At 48.8% G+C, this 17501-nt stretch carries 17 protein-coding genes and 1 pseudogene; 3 read left to right on the plus strand and 15 right to left on the minus strand.

The genetic code is table 11. The annotated features are described in order from the left end of the window. Positions 1-8: 8 nt before the first annotated feature. Genes ACWGKN_RS03980 through ACWGKN_RS03990 form a run of 3 tightly spaced genes read right to left on the minus strand, consistent with a single transcriptional unit; the run spans position 9 to position 803 of the window. Positions 9-200: a type II toxin-antitoxin system MqsA family antitoxin gene (locus ACWGKN_RS03980; RefSeq protein ID WP_452094722.1), complete on the minus strand. Its 192-nt coding sequence runs from the start codon at positions 198-200 to the stop codon at positions 9-11. Then, positions 197-484, minus strand: coding sequence for a helix-turn-helix domain-containing protein (locus ACWGKN_RS03985; protein WP_035232872.1), 288 nt, complete (start codon positions 482-484; stop codon positions 197-199). Before ACWGKN_RS03985 ends, ACWGKN_RS03980 begins: the two co-directional genes overlap by 4 nt. Further along, entirely contained in the window at positions 471-803 is a 333-nt protein-coding gene (locus ACWGKN_RS03990) for a type II toxin-antitoxin system RelE/ParE family toxin (protein ID WP_035232900.1), read from the minus strand. Before ACWGKN_RS03990 ends, ACWGKN_RS03985 begins: the two co-directional genes overlap by 14 nt. Positions 804-1122: 319 nt before the next feature. On the opposite strand from ACWGKN_RS03990, the pseudogene ACWGKN_RS03995 reads away from it, so the two are divergent. The 3 genes and pseudogenes from ACWGKN_RS03995 to ACWGKN_RS04005 all read left to right on the plus strand — a co-directional run. Then, positions 1123-1593, plus strand: a pseudogene (locus ACWGKN_RS03995) (glycosyltransferase family 2 protein); the annotation flags it as partial. A 31-nt stretch (positions 1594-1624) separates the two neighbouring features. Further along, the gene (locus tag ACWGKN_RS04000; RefSeq protein WP_452094723.1) at positions 1625-2908 is read left to right on the plus strand and encodes an ATP-binding protein; all 1284 of its coding nucleotides are present in this window, start codon (positions 1625-1627) and stop codon (positions 2906-2908) included. A gap of 357 nt (positions 2909-3265) precedes the next feature. Next, positions 3266-4135, plus strand: coding sequence for a glycosyltransferase family 2 protein (locus tag ACWGKN_RS04005; protein ID WP_452094724.1), 870 nt, complete (start codon positions 3266-3268; stop codon positions 4133-4135). Between the two features lie 115 nt (positions 4136-4250). Here the strand turns inward: ACWGKN_RS04005 and ACWGKN_RS04010 are convergent, their stop codons facing one another. From ACWGKN_RS04010 to ACWGKN_RS04065, 12 genes are all read right to left on the minus strand, one after another. Continuing rightward, complete coding sequence (locus ACWGKN_RS04010) at positions 4251-5126, minus strand: glycosyltransferase family 2 protein (RefSeq protein ID WP_452094725.1); 876 nt, start codon at positions 5124-5126, stop codon at positions 4251-4253. Further along, a complete protein-coding gene (locus ACWGKN_RS04015; protein WP_452094726.1) occupies positions 5116-6111 on the minus strand; it encodes a glycosyltransferase in 996 nt (331 codons plus the stop codon). Before ACWGKN_RS04015 ends, ACWGKN_RS04010 begins: the two co-directional genes overlap by 11 nt. After that, positions 6108-7160, minus strand: coding sequence for a class I SAM-dependent methyltransferase (locus tag ACWGKN_RS04020; RefSeq protein WP_452094727.1), 1053 nt, complete (start codon positions 7158-7160; stop codon positions 6108-6110). The genes ACWGKN_RS04015 and ACWGKN_RS04020 overlap by 4 nt, the downstream gene beginning before the upstream one ends. A gap of 69 nt (positions 7161-7229) precedes the next feature. Next, complete coding sequence (locus ACWGKN_RS04025; RefSeq protein WP_452094728.1) at positions 7230-8531, minus strand: oligosaccharide flippase family protein; 1302 nt, start codon at positions 8529-8531, stop codon at positions 7230-7232. A 7-nt stretch (positions 8532-8538) separates the two neighbouring features. Then, positions 8539-9585, minus strand: coding sequence for a glycosyltransferase family 4 protein (locus ACWGKN_RS04030; RefSeq protein ID WP_452094729.1), 1047 nt, complete (start codon positions 9583-9585; stop codon positions 8539-8541). Then, positions 9585-10337 carry a methyltransferase domain-containing protein gene (locus tag ACWGKN_RS04035; protein ID WP_452094730.1) on the minus strand — a complete coding sequence of 251 codons (753 nt, stop codon included), beginning with the start codon at positions 10335-10337 and terminating at the stop codon, positions 9585-9587. Before ACWGKN_RS04035 ends, ACWGKN_RS04030 begins: the two co-directional genes overlap by 1 nt. A gap of 8 nt (positions 10338-10345) precedes the next feature. Then, positions 10346-11569, minus strand: coding sequence for a glycosyltransferase (locus ACWGKN_RS04040; RefSeq protein WP_452094731.1), 1224 nt, complete (start codon positions 11567-11569; stop codon positions 10346-10348). A gap of 88 nt (positions 11570-11657) precedes the next feature. Further along, entirely contained in the window at positions 11658-13382 is a 1725-nt protein-coding gene (locus ACWGKN_RS04045) for an ArnT family glycosyltransferase (protein ID WP_452094732.1), read from the minus strand. Next, a complete protein-coding gene (locus tag ACWGKN_RS04050; protein WP_452094733.1) occupies positions 13379-14518 on the minus strand; it encodes a vitamin K epoxide reductase/DsbA family protein in 1140 nt (379 codons plus the stop codon). Before ACWGKN_RS04050 ends, ACWGKN_RS04045 begins: the two co-directional genes overlap by 4 nt. A gap of 127 nt (positions 14519-14645) precedes the next feature. Further along, a complete protein-coding gene (locus ACWGKN_RS04055) occupies positions 14646-15047 on the minus strand; it encodes a PIN domain-containing protein (protein WP_452094734.1) in 402 nt (133 codons plus the stop codon). Next, positions 15037-15264: a hypothetical protein gene (locus tag ACWGKN_RS04060; protein ID WP_452094735.1), complete on the minus strand. Its 228-nt coding sequence runs from the start codon at positions 15262-15264 to the stop codon at positions 15037-15039. The genes ACWGKN_RS04055 and ACWGKN_RS04060 overlap by 11 nt, the downstream gene beginning before the upstream one ends. A 191-nt stretch (positions 15265-15455) precedes the next feature. After that, positions 15456-17501 carry a tetratricopeptide repeat protein gene (locus ACWGKN_RS04065; RefSeq protein ID WP_452094736.1) on the minus strand — a complete coding sequence of 682 codons (2046 nt, stop codon included), beginning with the start codon at positions 17499-17501 and terminating at the stop codon, positions 15456-15458.

Below are 17501 nucleotides of genomic sequence, written 5' to 3' on the forward strand. Positions count from 1 at the left end.
AGTCGAAATCATTCTCCGGCCGGCCGTGTTTTGCGCTGTCTCGCCGAACGGTGGATTTTTTTCGTCCTGCCCGCCGCCAGCACCTCCGGGAGGAGGTCGGGATGCTGGTCGAGCAACTTCAACAGCAGGACGGTCGATTTGGCCGGTTGCCTGACGCCGCGCTCGTATTCGGAAAAGGCATTGACCCCGCCGCCAATCATTTCGAAATGTGGACCTGCAGCTTCATACCACAGGCCTCGGCGTATTTCCGTAGCGTGGCAATGGATGGAGAGTGTTTGGCACTCGACACCCCGGAGAGCATGCGCGACAACGCCGGTGGCTTGGTTCCCATGCGTCGGGCAATCTCGGCCTGTGACAAGCCGGAGGCCTCGCGAGCGCGGAGAAGTTCATCAAGCAGCAAAAATTCCGGCTCAAGTTGATCATACTCTTTTTTTACTTCCGGATCGGAAAGGAGTTTTTTCTTAAAATCTTCATGGCTTAACATGGCACACCTCTTTCATTCGACGCTCGGCGACGGCAAGTTCCGCACTCGGCGTTCGGTTGGTCTTTTTGACAAAACTATGCAATATGACAACGCGATGTCCCGCTGCTGTACAGTAAAAAACTCTTGCTATTCCCTCTGCGCCCATAAGGCGCAGTTCAAACAAGCCGCCTTTCATGGCTCGGCTGTGTGGCATTCCCAAGTCAGGACCGAAGACCATCATTCGCTCGGCAAGTCTGAGGTAGCGGGCAACCAAGGTTTTCGGCATCTTGGCTATTTCTTCCTGTACCTTTTCGCTATAATATTCGATCTCGTATCCCATGCGCATACGTTAACAAATAAGTTAACGATTGTCAAATTCCCTTTACCCTTTGCCGGCGCCCATAACCGGAGATGATGTTCCGTTTTGAAAATTGAGAGATAATTCCCGGTAGGGTGAAGGCCATGATATTGCCCCCTCAGTCATTTTTTTTCTGTGATTTCGAGCTTTCCTGCTGTCATTTCGTTTTTTCCTTTGTCATTTCGAAGCGAAGCGAGAAATCTTATAATTCCCGTTAGGGCCAAGTCCACGCTCCCACCCCCGCAGTCATTCCGAGCGCAGCGAGAATTCTCACCCTTCCCGATAGGACAACGAGGAACCAAGCATCGGCGCTACCATCCGCCGGATCCGGGAACTGTACCCGGATTTCGAGATCCTGGTAGTCGACGACGGCTCGACCGACACCACCCTGCAGAAGGCGATGGAGGCCGGCGCCAATGTCTGGCCCCATCCCTACAATATCGGCAACGGGGCGGCGATCAAGTCGGGATTGCGGGCGGCCCAGGGCGAATGGGTGGTGATGATGGATGCCGATGGCCAGCACGCCCCGGAGGATATCGCCCGCCTCCTCGAGCAGAAGGACAGGTTCGACATGGTGGTGGGGGCGCGGAGCAGCACCTCCGAGACGGCGATGCACCGCGATATCGCCAACACCGTCTACAACTGGTTCGCCTCCTACGTGACAAAATTCAAGGCGGAGGACCTGACCTCGGGTTTCAGGCTGGTCCGGCTGTCGACGGCCCGCCAGTTCATTTCACTGCCTAAGTTCGTAGCAGCATGTATGAGTGGTTGATTTTCAACCACCAGATGGTTAATATCCAACCATGTTCCCAAGAAATATCACCCTGAAAATTATTGAAGCTCTTGCCGACACCCCTGTCGTCATGCTCAACGGAGCACGGCAGACCGGCAAGAGCACATTGGCCGAATCCTTGATAAGCGAAAGTCATATCGAACGATATGTCACTCTGGATGATGCCACTGTCCTTGCTGCGGCAAAACACGATCCTGTAGGATTCATTTCAGGCCTGGGTGGGTCAACGGTAATTGATGAGATTCAACGTGCTCCAGATCTTTTTTTAGCTATCAAGGCAGATGTGGATCGAAATCGCAAGCCAGGTCGCTATCTGCTTACCGGTTCTGCAAATGTACTTCTCCTGCCACGTCTTTCCGAGTCATTGGCAGGTAGAATGGAAATTTTCACATTATGGCCCCTCTCTCAAGGCGAGTTTGCCGGGACCAAGGAGCGATTCATTGAAATTCTATTCTCTGAAAATTTCTCTCCCAAGGCCACAACAACTGTTGACACTGGAAAAACCGTTCTAGAAAGAGCAATTAGGGGAGGATACCCGGAGGCTGCTGCAAGAGGTTCCGAATCAAGGCGTCGCGCCTGGTTCGGTTCGTATATCACCACTATTTTGCAGCGTGATGTGCGTGATATAGCCAATATTGATGGTCTTACTGCAATGCCCCGCCTCCTTTCCATGCTTGCCACCAGATCCCCATCGCTACTCAATTATTCGGAACTTTCCCGAACAACAGGCCTCCCCCAAAGTACCTTGAAGCGATACATGGCGCTTTTTGAGACGATATTTCTGATTGATCACCTCCCTGCCTGGTATTCAAACCTTGGGAAAAGGCTCGTCAAGACTGCCAAATTGGTGATGAATGATACCGGGCTAATGGCGACACTCCTTGCTGTTGATGCTGCACGGCTTGAAAATACGCCATTATGCGGCGCGGTTATTGAAAATTTTGTCATAACAGAGCTTAAAAAACAGATTTCCTGGAGCGATATTAAACCGGCCATGCTCCATTACCGGACGCAGACAGGCCAGGAGGTGGATGTGGTTTTGGAAGATACCGCCGGCCGGATAGTAGGAATTGAGATAAAATCGGCCAAAAGCGTTGGCGGGCAGGATTTTCGCGGGCTACAATCTCTTGCGGAGGCTTCGGGAAATAGTTTCAGCAAAGGTGTTGTTCTTTACGGAGGCAATGATATCGTCTCTTTTGGTAACAATCTCTTCGCGATGCCCATAGATTCTTTATGGAATCTGGACTATTCGGCATGGGCTCCAGAGACGGAGTCATCGACACCTACACCCTGATGGACAGAAACTCTTGCTGTTCCCGTTAGGGCCAAACCCATACTCCCACCCCCGCTGTCATTCCGAGCGAAGCGAGAAATCTCATCATTCCCGATAGGGCCAAGCCCACACTCCCGCCCCCACTGTCATTTCGAAGCGAAGCGAGAAATCTTGCTTTTCCCACCTCAAATTCCATCTCAACCACCGAAATCAAACAACACCCCAACATAAATTTTGCAAAAGCCTCCCCAATATGTTTATCCTTCGTGAATCGTTACAAAAGTTGTATAAGACCACAATCTCGGATACATTTCCCGGAGCACGCCAACCGGGAACAAAACGCAGTAAAGAAAATCCTGTAAGGAGAGGGAAAAAAGAGTGGACGAGAAGAAAAAGAAAGTCCCAGTCACCATCCTGCTACCTGCATACAACGAAGAACTCAGCATCGGCACCACCGTCCGCCGGATACGGGAACTATACCCAAATTTCGAGATCCTGGTAGTCGACGACGGCTCGACCGACACCACCCTGCAGAAGGCAATGGAGGCCGGCGCCAATGTCTGGCCCCATCCCTACAATATCGGCAACGGGGCGGCGATCAAGTCAGGCTTGCGGGCGGCCCAGGGCGAATGGGTGGTGATGATGGATGCCGATGGCCAGCACGCCCCGGAGGATATCGCCCGCCTCCTCGACCACAAAGACACCTTCGACATGGTAGTGGGGGCGCGGAGCAGCAACTCCGAGACGGCGATGCACCGCGATATCGCCAACACCGTCTACAACTGGTTCGCCTCCTATGTGACCAAATTCAAGGTGGAGGACCTGACCTCGGGATTCAGGCTGGTCCGGCTGTCCACGGCCCGGCAGTTCATCTACCTGCTGCCCAACACCTTTTCCTACCCGTCCACCCTGACGATGGCCTACCTGCGCAGCGGTCGCAGCGTCAAATACGTGCCGATCGAAACGAAATACCGCATCGGCAAGAGTAAAATAAAACTGTTCCAGGATGGCACCCGGTTTTTCCTCATCATCACCAAGATCGCGACCCTGTTCTCGCCGCTACGGGTGTTTCTGCCGATAAGTGCCGCTTTTTTTGCATTTGCACTCGCTTACTATTTATATACGTTTGTGACGATGGGAAGATTTACCAATATGTCGGCTATGCTGTTTAACAGTTCGATCATCATTTTCATGATTGGGTTGGTGGCGGAACAGATCAGCCAGATGCGGTATGACAGGGTGGAGTAAGAGTGAAAAGTGGTTTAAAGGTTAAACTCTAAAATCACTATGGGAAATGTTAGATGAATTGAAGCAGTATGCTATTTCTTCTGAAGATGGTTTTTTTCTAAATCAGGATGAGACGTTATGCAATAGGATGAGGTGGTTGTTTTCTCATTAATGCAAGAATCAATGCATTCAATGGAGTTAATTTTCTGTATCGGATGGAGCGAGTTAAAGCCCGCAATGGCAGGCTGATCGCTCGTCCTAAAAGCAGTATAACCCGATCCAAAGGTCCTCTAGCCAATTTGTGCGCCAACAGTATATGACCCCTGGCTACGTGATATTCATAGAATAGGCTCCCGTGACGAGATGTGGCGTTACCTGCATGTTCATATTTAACGTCGGAATTCAACAGCGCTACCCCAGATTGAGCTAGTCTCCAGGATAACTCTACATCTTCTCCATACATGAAGAAATCGGGATCAAAAAGGAATGGTTGTACTAAAGTTGTTGGCACTAAAAGACAAGCACCCGTCAAATATGGAAATGAACCTGGAATAGGTCGAGTGAGTAGTAAGGCGAATAAACGGTGATACCAGAGCATCGATGGCATTGCACCTTCAGTTGTTTCACGGGGTGCGATTAATGATGCTTTCCCATACTTGTTCATTTCTGAGACCATTTGATCAACCATTCCGGCGCTGGCTATCGCATCATTGTTTATGAGAAGTATCAACTTATGTTCGTCGTTTGATAAAGCATGATCTATCCCAACCTGTACGCCTTTGGCAAATCCTAGATTTTCCCCTGAATTAAGAATTTCCACATTAAATCCTTGTTGTACAGCAGGGAGGGTGGCTATATTTTCAGCAAGTACCTTGCTTTGGTTTTCGTCTTGCGAATTATCGACGACCCATATTCGTGTAACTTGATCAACCAAGCTTTCTATGCAGCGTGCGGTTAATTCTCCACGGCGATAATTAAGGATGATTGCTTCAATGTTTTTCTTATTTTCCATAGAAATAATTCTCTGGCATTTTTCCTAATTGATCCATTTCTCCGTCAAGGATGGCACGTTTTATCAAACAAAAACGTTTAAAACGGTTATATCGAATAGCGACTATCCAAGATGTTAATAAATACGCAGATCGATTTAAAAAATAGACGATGCGGTTCCCTGGAAAATAATGGCGTGCGATCCATGTCCGGTTTCGCACCTCATAATAAACTCTAAATGCTTCCAGATCACTTATGCGTCGGCGAAGATTAGACCCTTTACTTCCTGTCATATTCCAACTGGGAAAAAGATCGACAATTTCTGCATCAGGACAGGGGATGATCCGACCGCCACTAATTATAATCCTTCTGGTCCATTCGAGATCATCTCCATAAAGAAAAAAATCTGATCTTGGCAATCCGATCTGTCTGACAAGCAAAGTTGGTATCAAAAGACCCCCATAGACAGACCATGGTAGACATGTTGGCGAATTGTTATCTTTAATTATCCTTAATGAAATTAGGTTGAGTATATGAAAACCAATACAAGTTCCGTTTATCGGCAATCCTCCAACCCAACCATCGAGAGGGTCTTCGTGTTCTAGAAGTGTCTTTCTGCGTGTGGCGACTGCTGTGTTTGGATCGGAGGAATTGTTATGCCAACATTCTAATAATGTGTCCAGCGTTTCTTCATTTGGGCAATTGTCATCATCGAGAAGCCATAGAAGATCGCATTCAGTAAAATTGAGAGCTGATTCAATACCGATTGCATATCCCCCGGCTGATCCTACATTTATTGTTGAGAATACAATTGAATATTTACCGTTGAAGGTTGCAGTTCGACGTTCAATCTCATCTCTGACCCTTAAAGAAACAGCATTGCCGACGAGAATGATTCGTCCAGGGTTATTGTTTTCAATGGAATCAAGTGTCTTGATTAAACATTCTAGCCTGTCGCCATAACAAAGAACAACTACACTAACGTTGCTTTGGATTATATTTGTCATTTTGTTTTATTAGCGATCACTACCAAATCACTGCTTTGTCTTGGGTACATCCAAGACCAGAGTTCAAACAGAAAATTACGAAGCGGATGACGCATTAAGTTTTTATGGATTGCGATATTTTTTTGCCCAACATATCCATGCCGCAACGTATCTGATTCAGAGACTATGTGCGTTTCATAATAGCCTCTACTCAGAAGACTGCCGGTCAGGCCGTAGTCGCTCATAAGTCTCAATAAGGCTTTTGGCGATAATATTGTGAGATGTTGAGGCGGATGCAAGCCTATCCAATGTATCCCAAAAAATTTTCTAGACATACTGTTGATATTCGGGGTTCCTAACCAAAGACGGCCGTCAGGTTTTAGCCAAGATGCCAATTGTGCTATGAATGCATGGACATCGTGAACATGTTCGATAACTTGGTGGCATGTGATAACGTCGAATGAGTTTTTCCCAAATGGGTCGTTCCTATAATCACCAACCCATACATCAATTCCTTGTGAACTTGCCAATGAGGCTGCTTGCATATCGAACTCTAGGCCTTGGGCTTGCCAACCGAGTTGTCTCGCTCGGATTAGAAATGAACCATTACCGCATCCGACATCCAAGAGTTTGTTTCTATCTGCTAATGGGGCGGGCAGATGTCTTGCGTAATGATCCCATTCATAACGCAGTGGAGGCGGAAGCATATACATGGCAATATTCCCCCAAAACGCAGATGGTTCAAAACGGTAACCGTATTTATGATTCAGGTAGCTATTGCGCATTATGACTCGTATGCGCTTAATCATGTTAGCGTTATTTATATTTGTAAGCTTTTCCGGTTCGTGAGTAATGTAATTTTCATACGCCAGAGAAATTGTTTTTTCATTAGGCCGTGGATCAAGATAACCACTTTGACATCCTCTACAGCGATACATAGTCCATCGCCCTGGTGCGCCGAAAAGGCGGTCCGTGAGATTATCATAAAGAAGATCGCGACTTGTTTCTCCGCAAACAGGACAACAACCAAGGGTTTCGAGCCCGTCTTTGGGCCAATCATTTTGGGTCATAATATCGATTTTAATTGAAGTGAGTGTAGGTAGTGTTTGTTAAGATATTCTTTGTAATTATTTGTAATTCTAGCGTCTTTGAGCAAGATAAAGCAAAAACAAGGCCATCGCCATTTCGGCGGCGTAGGTCGAAATAATCGCCCCCCGCCAGTTCATCGATGGAATCAAGAGAAAATTGAGCATAATATTAAAAACTGATCCGGAGAATAGGATTACGACTACTGCGCGCTGAAGATTTCCTGTGATGAGTTTGGTTTGTAGAAAAAGGCGAGGTAAAGAAACAAGTGGCAGCCAGGCAAGCCATTGAATGGCGGAAACGGCTGATTCAAAACTATTTCCAAGAACGACAGGCAACAACTCCGCAGTAAAATAGAGAAATAGACCAACAAAAACAGTATAGCAAATTGGTGCTGGTAGCAGTTTCCATGGGATAAGAGAAGTTGTTTGCTCATCCTGTCCACTGCTTCGAAAAAAACGTGGCAGACTGGTGGTAAGGAGGGCAATGATGGGGATGGAAGCCATCTCCATTACCCTGTATGCGGCAGAATAAAGGCCCGCAGCCTCTAGGTTGGCAAGGCGTGCGAGCATGGTTTTATCAATATCGGCGTAAAGTTTGAGTGCAGCACCCCCAAAGGCAAAGATTAAGCCTTCGCGCAAGCCGATGAAAATCTTTTTTAAATCAGGCCATCGGGGCAAACCTAGATCGTGATTTACCCGGTAAATCGAATAAAAAGCGGCGAGAATGGATGTCAAAATGTAAAGCACTGCCCACGATTCTAAAGGAGGGGTTTGTGGTAACAGTCTTATGATTGCAATCAGTGCCGAGGCGCCTGCCAACTTGGAGAGAACTGGAGTCAGCACTAGCCATGCCGCATCCCCCATTTCTTCGTGGCCTTGATAGGCGTTGACCCCAGCCAGAGCCATTGGTGTAAAAACGATTTCGGCCAACCCGATACAGGTAACCACACCCCAGGATATGCCGGAAGGCAGGATCGCCCAGGTAGTCAACAGGTACAATCCTATCAATACAGGCGAACTAATGCATATAACCGCCAGGGTATGTCCCCATGCCGAAGCGAAACAGGCCGGGGCGCGGGAAACATCACGGAGCATTATGGTTTGAATGCCGAGCCCTCCGAAGCAACCTAGCGTTCCTGCCAGAGCCAGAACAGCGGTGTAAGCTCCGTAAGCTTCAACGCCAAGGATCCGGGCTACAATTATAAAAACAGCTGCTTGCCCTACCGTTCGAAGTCCAATGCCTAATGTCATCACCAAGGTGCCTCTGGCGAGTTTACCTGGCTGCCAGGAAAATAAAGCACGTATCTGTCGGCGGTGATCGGCGTTAATCATGTTGCGGAGGATATGCAGCATATTCCGCTTAAACACTCAGGTTTCGATATATCTGCATATATGTATTTATTGATTCGTCTTCGTTGAACTTAGATTGAACCTGCAGACTAGCAGCCTGGCACATTGAACGCCATAAGTTAATATTGTTGCTTAACTTTCGAGCCGCGTTTGCGAAAGCCTCAACGTCATCTTGCGGACAAAGCAGGCCGGTTACGCCATTTTGCACGACCTCAGGCAAGGATGACCCGTTGGTGGCAATCACCGGAATACCGCAAGATTGTGCTTCTAAAGCTACAAGCCCAAAACCCTCCAGCCTTGACGGAAACAGAAGGGCATCGCTTGTTCGATACGTGTCGGCAAGTTCTTGTACGGTGTCCATACGCCCTAAAGCGATGACATTGGGGATATGAGCAAGCCGGTGGGGGAGTGCTTTCCGGTCACAGACGCACCTGAGTTCGTAATCGGAACCAAGCGATATCATAATCTGGTCTAACAAATCAGATCCTTTCCTTGTATTCATGCTCCCGACGAACAAAAGACGGAATGGAGAATGAGGATGCTTTGATTCACGAGGAGAGAAAACGTTTGGATCAACCCAATTATAAATCGGGAGAATTTTTGGACAGGAAAAAGTAAACTCTGCCATTCGACTTGTGTAATGGCTTACAGTTGTTAGAACATCGGCACGGTGGATTGCCGTTGACTCGCATCTCCATACCCAAAATTTGTGGTAAAGTCTTTGCGCGGAGCTTTTGAATGTATTTAAGGCTGGGTCATGGATGCAATGGTGAATGGTCACGACCAATGGCATATGACTGGGAATAAATCGCTCCGGCATCCATGAGTTTATGTGAACTACTGTTGCCCATTCTGGTGGATTAGGGATCGGCACAATCCAAGGAAGATATTCGGCATGGTGCGGGAGCCATGTAATCTGAGTTCGGATTCCCCTCTCAGCGAGGGCCTCGGAAAGGCGTACCGTGAAAACATCAGATCCTGTAGAAGTCCGGATTGTCGGGAACCAGACGCCAATTCTATCATTTGACGATAACATGATTTCTTGCGGTATCGTCATTAAACCTTAGAAACCATTTTGGGTTTCATCAGGAATATGTGGGTTGGGATTAATCCGCGCATTTTATAAAGGATATTATCAGGTACTGCTGCAAACAGACAATTAAGCGCCGAATCTTTCGAGTATTCTAATTCCAGGGTTAAACGTAGTGCTTGAACGCCTTTGTTTTCAAAATCAAAACCTGACAGTGAAATCATACGTTGCAGTTCTTGAAGGGATAGAGGTGTGCAGTCATAATGTTTAATCCCGCGTCGCCATCGTAAATAGCTTGAGCGTATATTTGGAGGAAGCCAACTCAGTAGTAAGAGTTGATAATGAGGTTCTTTCAACATCCAACGATTTGGAGTGGCAAGGTAAACAACTCCATTCGGTTTCAAAACACGACGTAATTCAGATAGGTGGTGAATTTGTTCGATCTTATCACCGACATGCTCTATGACATGATTGCTTATAACAATATCGAAGCTGGCATCGGAAAATGGTAGGACACAATCTTGAACCAGGTGAAAATTAAAACCGTCATGGAGTTTGAGATTATCACAAACATCGACAGTATGAACTTCAAACTGCAGATAGTTGTGATGCGCAAAATAGTGTGAGATTCCATCACTTCCTGTTCCTACATCCAACAATCGGCCGCGAATAATGCCAATCTCGTCAAAACCAATCAATCGTTCAATTTTCTTCGCTTTAAGCTTACGAGTAACAATGTTTTTATCAGCATGCGAATGACGAGTTGTTGATTGATCCATAAGATCGTTCATTTTGCTGAATTGATAGCCTTGGCTGACAATAGCGATTTGATCATTCCGGCATATTGTGCAGAAACGTTATGCCAGGAAAATTTTTCACTTATTTGTTTTCTGATTTGCTCAGTCTTTACCTTTGCAAGTTGGTGGTTGTTTAATACCGATAGAACTGCTGATGCAAGTTGTTTCTTATCCCGAGCAGCAACAACCCATCCAGAATCAGGAGAGAGCAGGTCGTGAACTGCTGGCACATCGCCTACGACAACAGGGCAACAGCATCCTAGGGCCTCAACAACTACCAAGCCCAACCCCTCGACATCACCGCTTTGCGCGGGGACAAAAGGAGCGACCAGTACCGCAGCCCGTCGATAAAGAGCCGGCAGTTGTGCTTGTCCGACAGCACCGAGAAAGCAGACCTTGTCCTGGAGGTTCAATTTTTGAACCTGATTTTTCAATGTCGTTTCTTCAGGTCCAAATCCAGCGATATTGAGATATGTTGAGGGATGGGCAGAAAGGATTTCCGGCATAGCGTCCAGCAGATAAGTCAAACCTTTCTTTTCAACCAGTCGTCCGACAAATAAAATTTCGTCATTGGAGCGAAATGCCAAAGGATCAGGTATAAATCGTTTGTGCAGATCGACTCCCATTGGTTGCACCTGGATTTTTTTTTCATCGACTCCCAACCGAAGGAGTTCCTTGCTCATAGCCTGACTGACCACGGTAAGAGCGGCGGCCCGACGGACCACAAAGCGTTTTAAAATCTGGAAAGGAAATGCATGAAGTGCGAATAAATCAGCGCCATGTGAGGTGACCAGAAAGGGAGGGGTTCGATTATCGAGCAGACTTAACAGTGCTGCGATCAGACCTTGAGGTATCAACCAATGCGCATGAATTATGTCTGGTCGGAACCTGCGAATCAGTTTCCTGGTTTCCCAGAATTGAGCCAAAAGAAAACCTGGCAAGAGTAACCATTTCCAAGGATTTTTTCGGAGATTGGTTGTAATGCCGCCATGGTTAACGAGTGTTTCCAGTAACTGAGGGGCATAGTGATAACGCAATATCTGCACTCCATCAAACGATTCTTTTTTTAATGCTCCTGGGGCATGTGGGCAAAGAACTGTGACATCAAATACATCTGCCAGTCGTTTTGACAATTCATGGACAAAGCCTGGTTCAGGATCACATTCCCAACGTGGATAGGTCGAGGCTAATACCAGAAGTTTTATACGCTTCACAGGCAGTGTCGTTAATCCCGAGGGGTTAGACTGGTTAAACACGATATAGCGAGAACGATTATTTCTATCGTAATTAATTGTTTTTGTATCAGATCCGAAAGAGTGTGTGCCCTTTTAGTTTGAACATCGGTTGTGTTAAATTTTGAAAAATGGGGGAAATGAATGTTTTTTGCTGCGGTGTCAATAGATTAAACCACGTACCGGTTAAATCATCGCGCAACAGTATGTGAGTTATGCCTTTTTTTGATATTAATTTCAATATGTCCTTTTTTTGATCATTCAGTCTGAGAAAAGTTGAGAATATGCCGGATGAATCATACGGCTGCTCGAAAACAGGTTGGAAATTCATGTAATATCCTCTGTTTCCCAAGTAGATGCAGAGTACCTTGGCATCGGGCGGAAGCAACGAATTGGCATACTGGATGGCCGGATATTCAGGCCGATAGGCGGTGATATATTGTTCCCTGGTAATTTCTCCCCGCAAGTAAGAAAGCGGTGCGACTGTAGCGAACTGCTTGAGGAGGTAATGCATGTTGTACCCCAACATCAGGCATGAGATGCCGGTCACTATCACCGCCGCAGTTGGTGTCTTTACGTTCTTCCCTCCTGTCCGCCTGCCGAGTACATCTTTCAATCCCCGCAACCCATACATTGACAGAATAACCAGGGGTGGGACAATCGGGACGATATAGCGTATGCGCAACGCTTGCTGGAAGAAGGTGAGGAAAAAGTAGAGCAGGGCGAAGGAAAGCAGGATTTTTTTCTCGAGGCCTTCCTGCGGTGATGACGGTCTGAACATAAAGGCCAAGATCGACAGGACAAGTAGAAACGGGGTCAGTTTGCCGTCAAAAAATCGCGGGTTGTCATCCTGGCCTTCGATGAAAAACCGCACCGGAAGCAAAAGTGCCTGCCACCATGTCTCATGGTAGAGAATTTTTCTCGAGGGAAACGCGCCGCTTCCTTCACCGGTTAGCTGCTGTAAGGTGTTTGGTGCCTCACCTGCGGTCGATTGGCTATCTGCCACTGTCGGCTTTTGGTCTTTCTGGAAAAGCGAATTGTGTAGCGGATAGATGGGGTTGCCGGTCCAGACATAATTTCTGATCAGCCATGGAGAAAAGGCAACGAAAGTAGCTACCGCAAAAACCAATCCGTAAAGCAGCGCCCTGCCGTTGCTTTGTCGATCTTTTCCGGTACTCCGTTGGAAGATAATGGGGACAAAGAGGGTGAGGACAAAGATGGAGATCAGGCCGTTGTATTTTGTCCCGGCGGCAAGGCCGCAGCACAGGCCGGCAAGAAGGAGATAGCGTAATCGAAAACCTTTTTCCGCCCAGTGCAGCATTAGGAGCAAGGATGCGGTGGTAAAGAACACCAGGCCGAGATCGACGTAGACGGTGATGGACAGTTTGACGATGATCGGGATCGAGAGAAAGAAGATCGCCCCGAGAAGCCCGTAAGCGGACCCGAGACGTTTATTGAGATAGCGGTGGATGAGCCATGCCGTCAGCAGGGCAAAAAGGTAGTGGATATATTTGGGAACGATATCGTTGCCGAAATAGAGCGGGATCGTATACAGCAGGTCGAGATTCATCGGGTAATACGAGAACGGGATCTCCGGGATCTCGTAGATGCCGCCATGCTGGAGCCAGAGTTTGGGGACGAACAGGTGGTGGGTCAGGGCGTCTCGATCGACGGGCGGCACAGAGGCGAGGAACACCGTTGCCGCCACCAGCAGTGCCAGGATGGCGATCAGTCCCCAGATGATGTATTTATCGGTAACGCCCGATGAACTTTTTCCCGAATCTGTCGGGTTCATTGCATGATCTTCCGTAAAATTTCACTGGGGATCGAGCCTGCATACACCTTGCCGTCGACCACATAGCTCGGGGTGCCGGTAATCCCGAGTTTCATTCCCTGGCGGATATCGTACGCCAGAAACTCCCGGATCTGTGGATGTCTGGTAGCGGCAGCCAACTCGCCGCCGGAAAATCCGGTTTTTTCTGCCAGCGTCCGGGTGTTGAACGGTTGTTTGTCCCGCCCCATCTGATACAGCGCATCGTTCATTTCCCAGAACTTCCCCTTCGACGCGGCATAAATCGCGATCATCGACATTTTCCCCGAACCCACATGAAAAGGTTCGGGGACAACAATGGTGTTGAATTCATGGTCCATCGGGTAGTGATGGTGGATCAGTTTGATCTTGCCGGGGTGTTCGGCGATCAGGCGGCGGAGGAGAAGATGCATTTTGCTGCACTGGAAGCATTGGTAGTCGGCATATTCATGAATGGTTATCTCCCCATCCTCTGCGCCGATCCAGGGGTTCCCCTCTGCGGTCAGGCCATGGGCGACCGTCGTCGATGGCGGTGGAAGGGTGTACTCCCAGTAGCGGGGAAGATTTGCCTTGAGAAAGAGGAGGATGGCGACAAGGCACAGGATGCTTCCGGTAAGGAACCAGGAACTGAAGAGGTAGGCCATACCTTTTTTGGTTCCGCGCAAGAGGGAATCTCCGCAGAATCGGCACCGGATGATCCAGGCATAGAAACACAGGGCAAAACTGATGCCGTAACTGGCAAGGCAGAGAAGACAGTAAGCCTTGACCTTCGTCGCCGACACATAGCCGAACCAGATCGAGGTGATGGTGTAGACCAGGCCCAGCAGGAAAAGGAGATGCCACAGCGTTTCCGCCCCTTTTCTCCGGCGCGAGGCAGCCAGAAAAATCATGAGGTAGAGCAAGTAGGAAAAAAGGCCCCAGATCGCCAGCGGGAGACCGAAAAGAATCGACCAGGGGCTCTGGGAGACGGTATCGCAATTGATCGCCTTGGTCAGGGCGCAAAAACTGCTGAACGATATATCGGTGTAGTTGCGGTAGTGCGAATAGATCAGGTAGCCGGTGTCGGCGAGGCCGAGAAGCAGCAGGGTGAAAACCGGGATGGCATAATAGCGGTATGGCATGGGCTTGTCGTTTCCCTGGTGACTTATTGGATTCATTGCGGAAAGTGTAGACGTGGAAGAGGTCTGAGCTTCGTTACTATAAACTGGTTCCCAGCCCTCTCATCAACGAAGAATGACGTTTTAGCCGTCATACAAACGGGTTGATGATTCGCAAGCGACCTTCGATCAACTGGCCGTTCTGCATGTCTTCCGAGTAGAGGGTATCGCAACCGGCTTCCAGTGCTGTGGCGACGATAAGGCTGTCATACCACGAGAAACCGTATCGCTCCAGGATATCGAGGGCGATATGGATGGTGAGCATCGAGATGATTTCAACCCGACACATCGATGCCAACGTGGTAATGAGCTTACGGATTTCCACCGCCGGAAGCGCCAGTCGTTTCGATGCGACATTGGAGGTTTCGGAAAGCACTTGCGTGGAGATGGATGGTGATCCGACAAACAGTGGGGCGGCGAGGTGCGCCTTGGCGGAGGTCTGACCGAGCGCGTAAATAATGATATTGGTATCGATAAAGCTCTTACCTGGCATTGGCGTCATCTCGGTTGAATCGATACCCTCTTGTGTCCACATCAAAGCTTCGGAAGAAGGTTTCGACTTCACCGGCAGTTTTGGGGTGAGTGGGGGCTGCCGCTATCTCGGTTTGTACCCGCCTCGTTTTCAGGAAAGCTATGAAATCCAAGATTTCAACCTGTTTGTCAACGGGCAGGGTTTCAGCTTCATGTGCAATGATATCGGAGTATCCCATGTGCGTGTCTCCTGTTGCTGTCGTGATTACAAGTCGGTCCTGTCTGTGGTCTTTTATCTGATTGCCACACCGATTCACCTGCTACATTACACCAGATATCCCTGAGGGCGAACTAAGTAGAGAATGTATTGTAAATATAACATCACATGGCCGAGAGTTCCAGTTTGGTGCAAAGATGCGGCCTGTGCGATTCATTCGGGCGGTGTTTTCCTGTCGAGATTGGTAACAGTCTCTTTCGCCGTTGCAATCATGATGGGTGATATCAGCGCAATATCGATCGGGACAGATGTATAATCGGTTGCAAGGTGCTGCAGATCGGCACGCACGGCGGTGATGCTGTGCCGATCGAGAATCTGGCGGGAATACTTCCTGGCGGAGTCGGCATCACCTGCCAGGAGTCGGTTTTCGGTGAGACTGTAGAGTATCTTCCGATCATCGGGGGTGCCCTTCAGGGCCTGGCGGAGAAACCACATCCCCTGGTCATAATGACCGGCACGGGTCAGTCCTACTCCGATATTGTAAAAGTATCTCTGCTTGTTGACCAATGTTTTGTGCAGCGCCAACTGGTTGGCGGCCACGGCCTCATCCGGCCGTCCCATCCACAATAGGATCATCCCTTTCAGGTTAAAAAACCGGCTCTGCTGGTCATTCTTGTCAATGACCACATTGATCTCTTTCAGAGCCTGCTCGAATTTCCTCTGTAACGCCAGGGTTTCTGCAAGATCCAATCTGGAGTTGATAAAATTGGGGTTCAGCTCCAACGACTTGTTGAAATAGACGACTGCCTCATCCAGCATGCCATAATTTCTGTACACCTTGCCGATATTGCCGACGATGGCCGGTTTGAACGAGGTGCGCGGGCTTTCTCTTTCCAGCGCCTTGTGCAGGAGGGCGACCGCGGTCTGCAGATTTTCCGGCGATTTCTCTTTCTGCCAGCCGTAGATTTCGCCGAGTTTGGCAAAGGGTCTGGCGTTATCGGGGGCCTTGGCCAAGGCATCGGCCCACAGGCTTTCTTCGGTTGCCCAGACGGCATTGCGACTGTACGTGCCCAGGCCGATCATGATCAGTAGGAGTGTCAGGGAGGTGATGGTGACACCGTACAAAAGGCGGCTGGATTGGCGGAAACGGTTGAGCAGGGTTTCTGCCCCTGCCGCCAGCGGCAGAAAGAGGAAAAACGAGGGCAGATAATTCCGGTGCTCAAAGATCATCTCCAGCGGGATGATGGTCGATTCCACCAGATGATTGACGAAGAAAAAGAGGATGGCAAAACTGAGAAGCGGCAGTTTTTTTCGTTGCCAGAGGGCAAAAACAATCACTGCCAGCACGGCAACAATGGCCGGCAAGGTCGTCCATGGGTGGAGCAGGGAGGTGGACAAGGTAAAGCTGTGGTCGATCGACAGCCGTTCAGGCGATGGATAGAGCAGTAGCGACAGGTAGAACAGGAGGATCGAAGGTTGGGTCAGCAGCCGTTCCATCAGGGAGAATGGCCGACTGCCGATAGGTGTAAAGAGCGACGCCAGGTAATTCTGGTCGAAAATATAATACAGGGCGGCGGCCAGAAGGCAGATATTGGCAAGGATCAGCGTCAAGCGCCATGGTCTGGCTGGCTGGCCCGTAGTGTTTGCGAGAAAAAATACCTCAACCAGCAACAGGCTGGGGATCAGGGTGACGGCATTTTCTTTGCAGCCAAGGGCGAGGAGAAAGAAGACGAGTGTCAGCAGATAGTGTGGCAAGCCCTGGCGGAAAGAACCGGCCTGGCGGGCGCGAATGTAGGTGTACGTGGCAAAAATAAAAAACATCGCCGCCATCGAGGCCATGCGCTGGACGATATAGGTGACCGCTTGGGTCTGGATCGGGTTGATGGCCCAGAGGATGGCACTAAAGACGGCAATAAAGAGAATGTCTCGATCAGTCCTGAGTCTTTCGGAGAAGGAATGTTGCAGCAGTAACAGGCTGGTCTTCAGCAGAAAGAATGCGGTCAGAATATGGATGACCAGGTTGACGAGGTGATAGCCGAAGGGGTTTTCCTGGACGAAATACCAGTTTAGGGCAAACGAGAGATTGGCGATTGGGCGGTAGAGTTGCCCTTCAGCAAAAGGTTTCGCGAAGAGAGTGGACCAGAGGGTTTCGGGGAGGAGGTTGTTTATCAGGAGGGGGTAATTTTCAGTGATATTGGGCGGGTCGTCGAGGTGCCAAGGAATGTTAAATGTATTGCAATAACAAAAAATAATCAGCAA

The sequence above is a fragment of the Desulfoprunum sp. genome, from assembly GCF_053613775.1.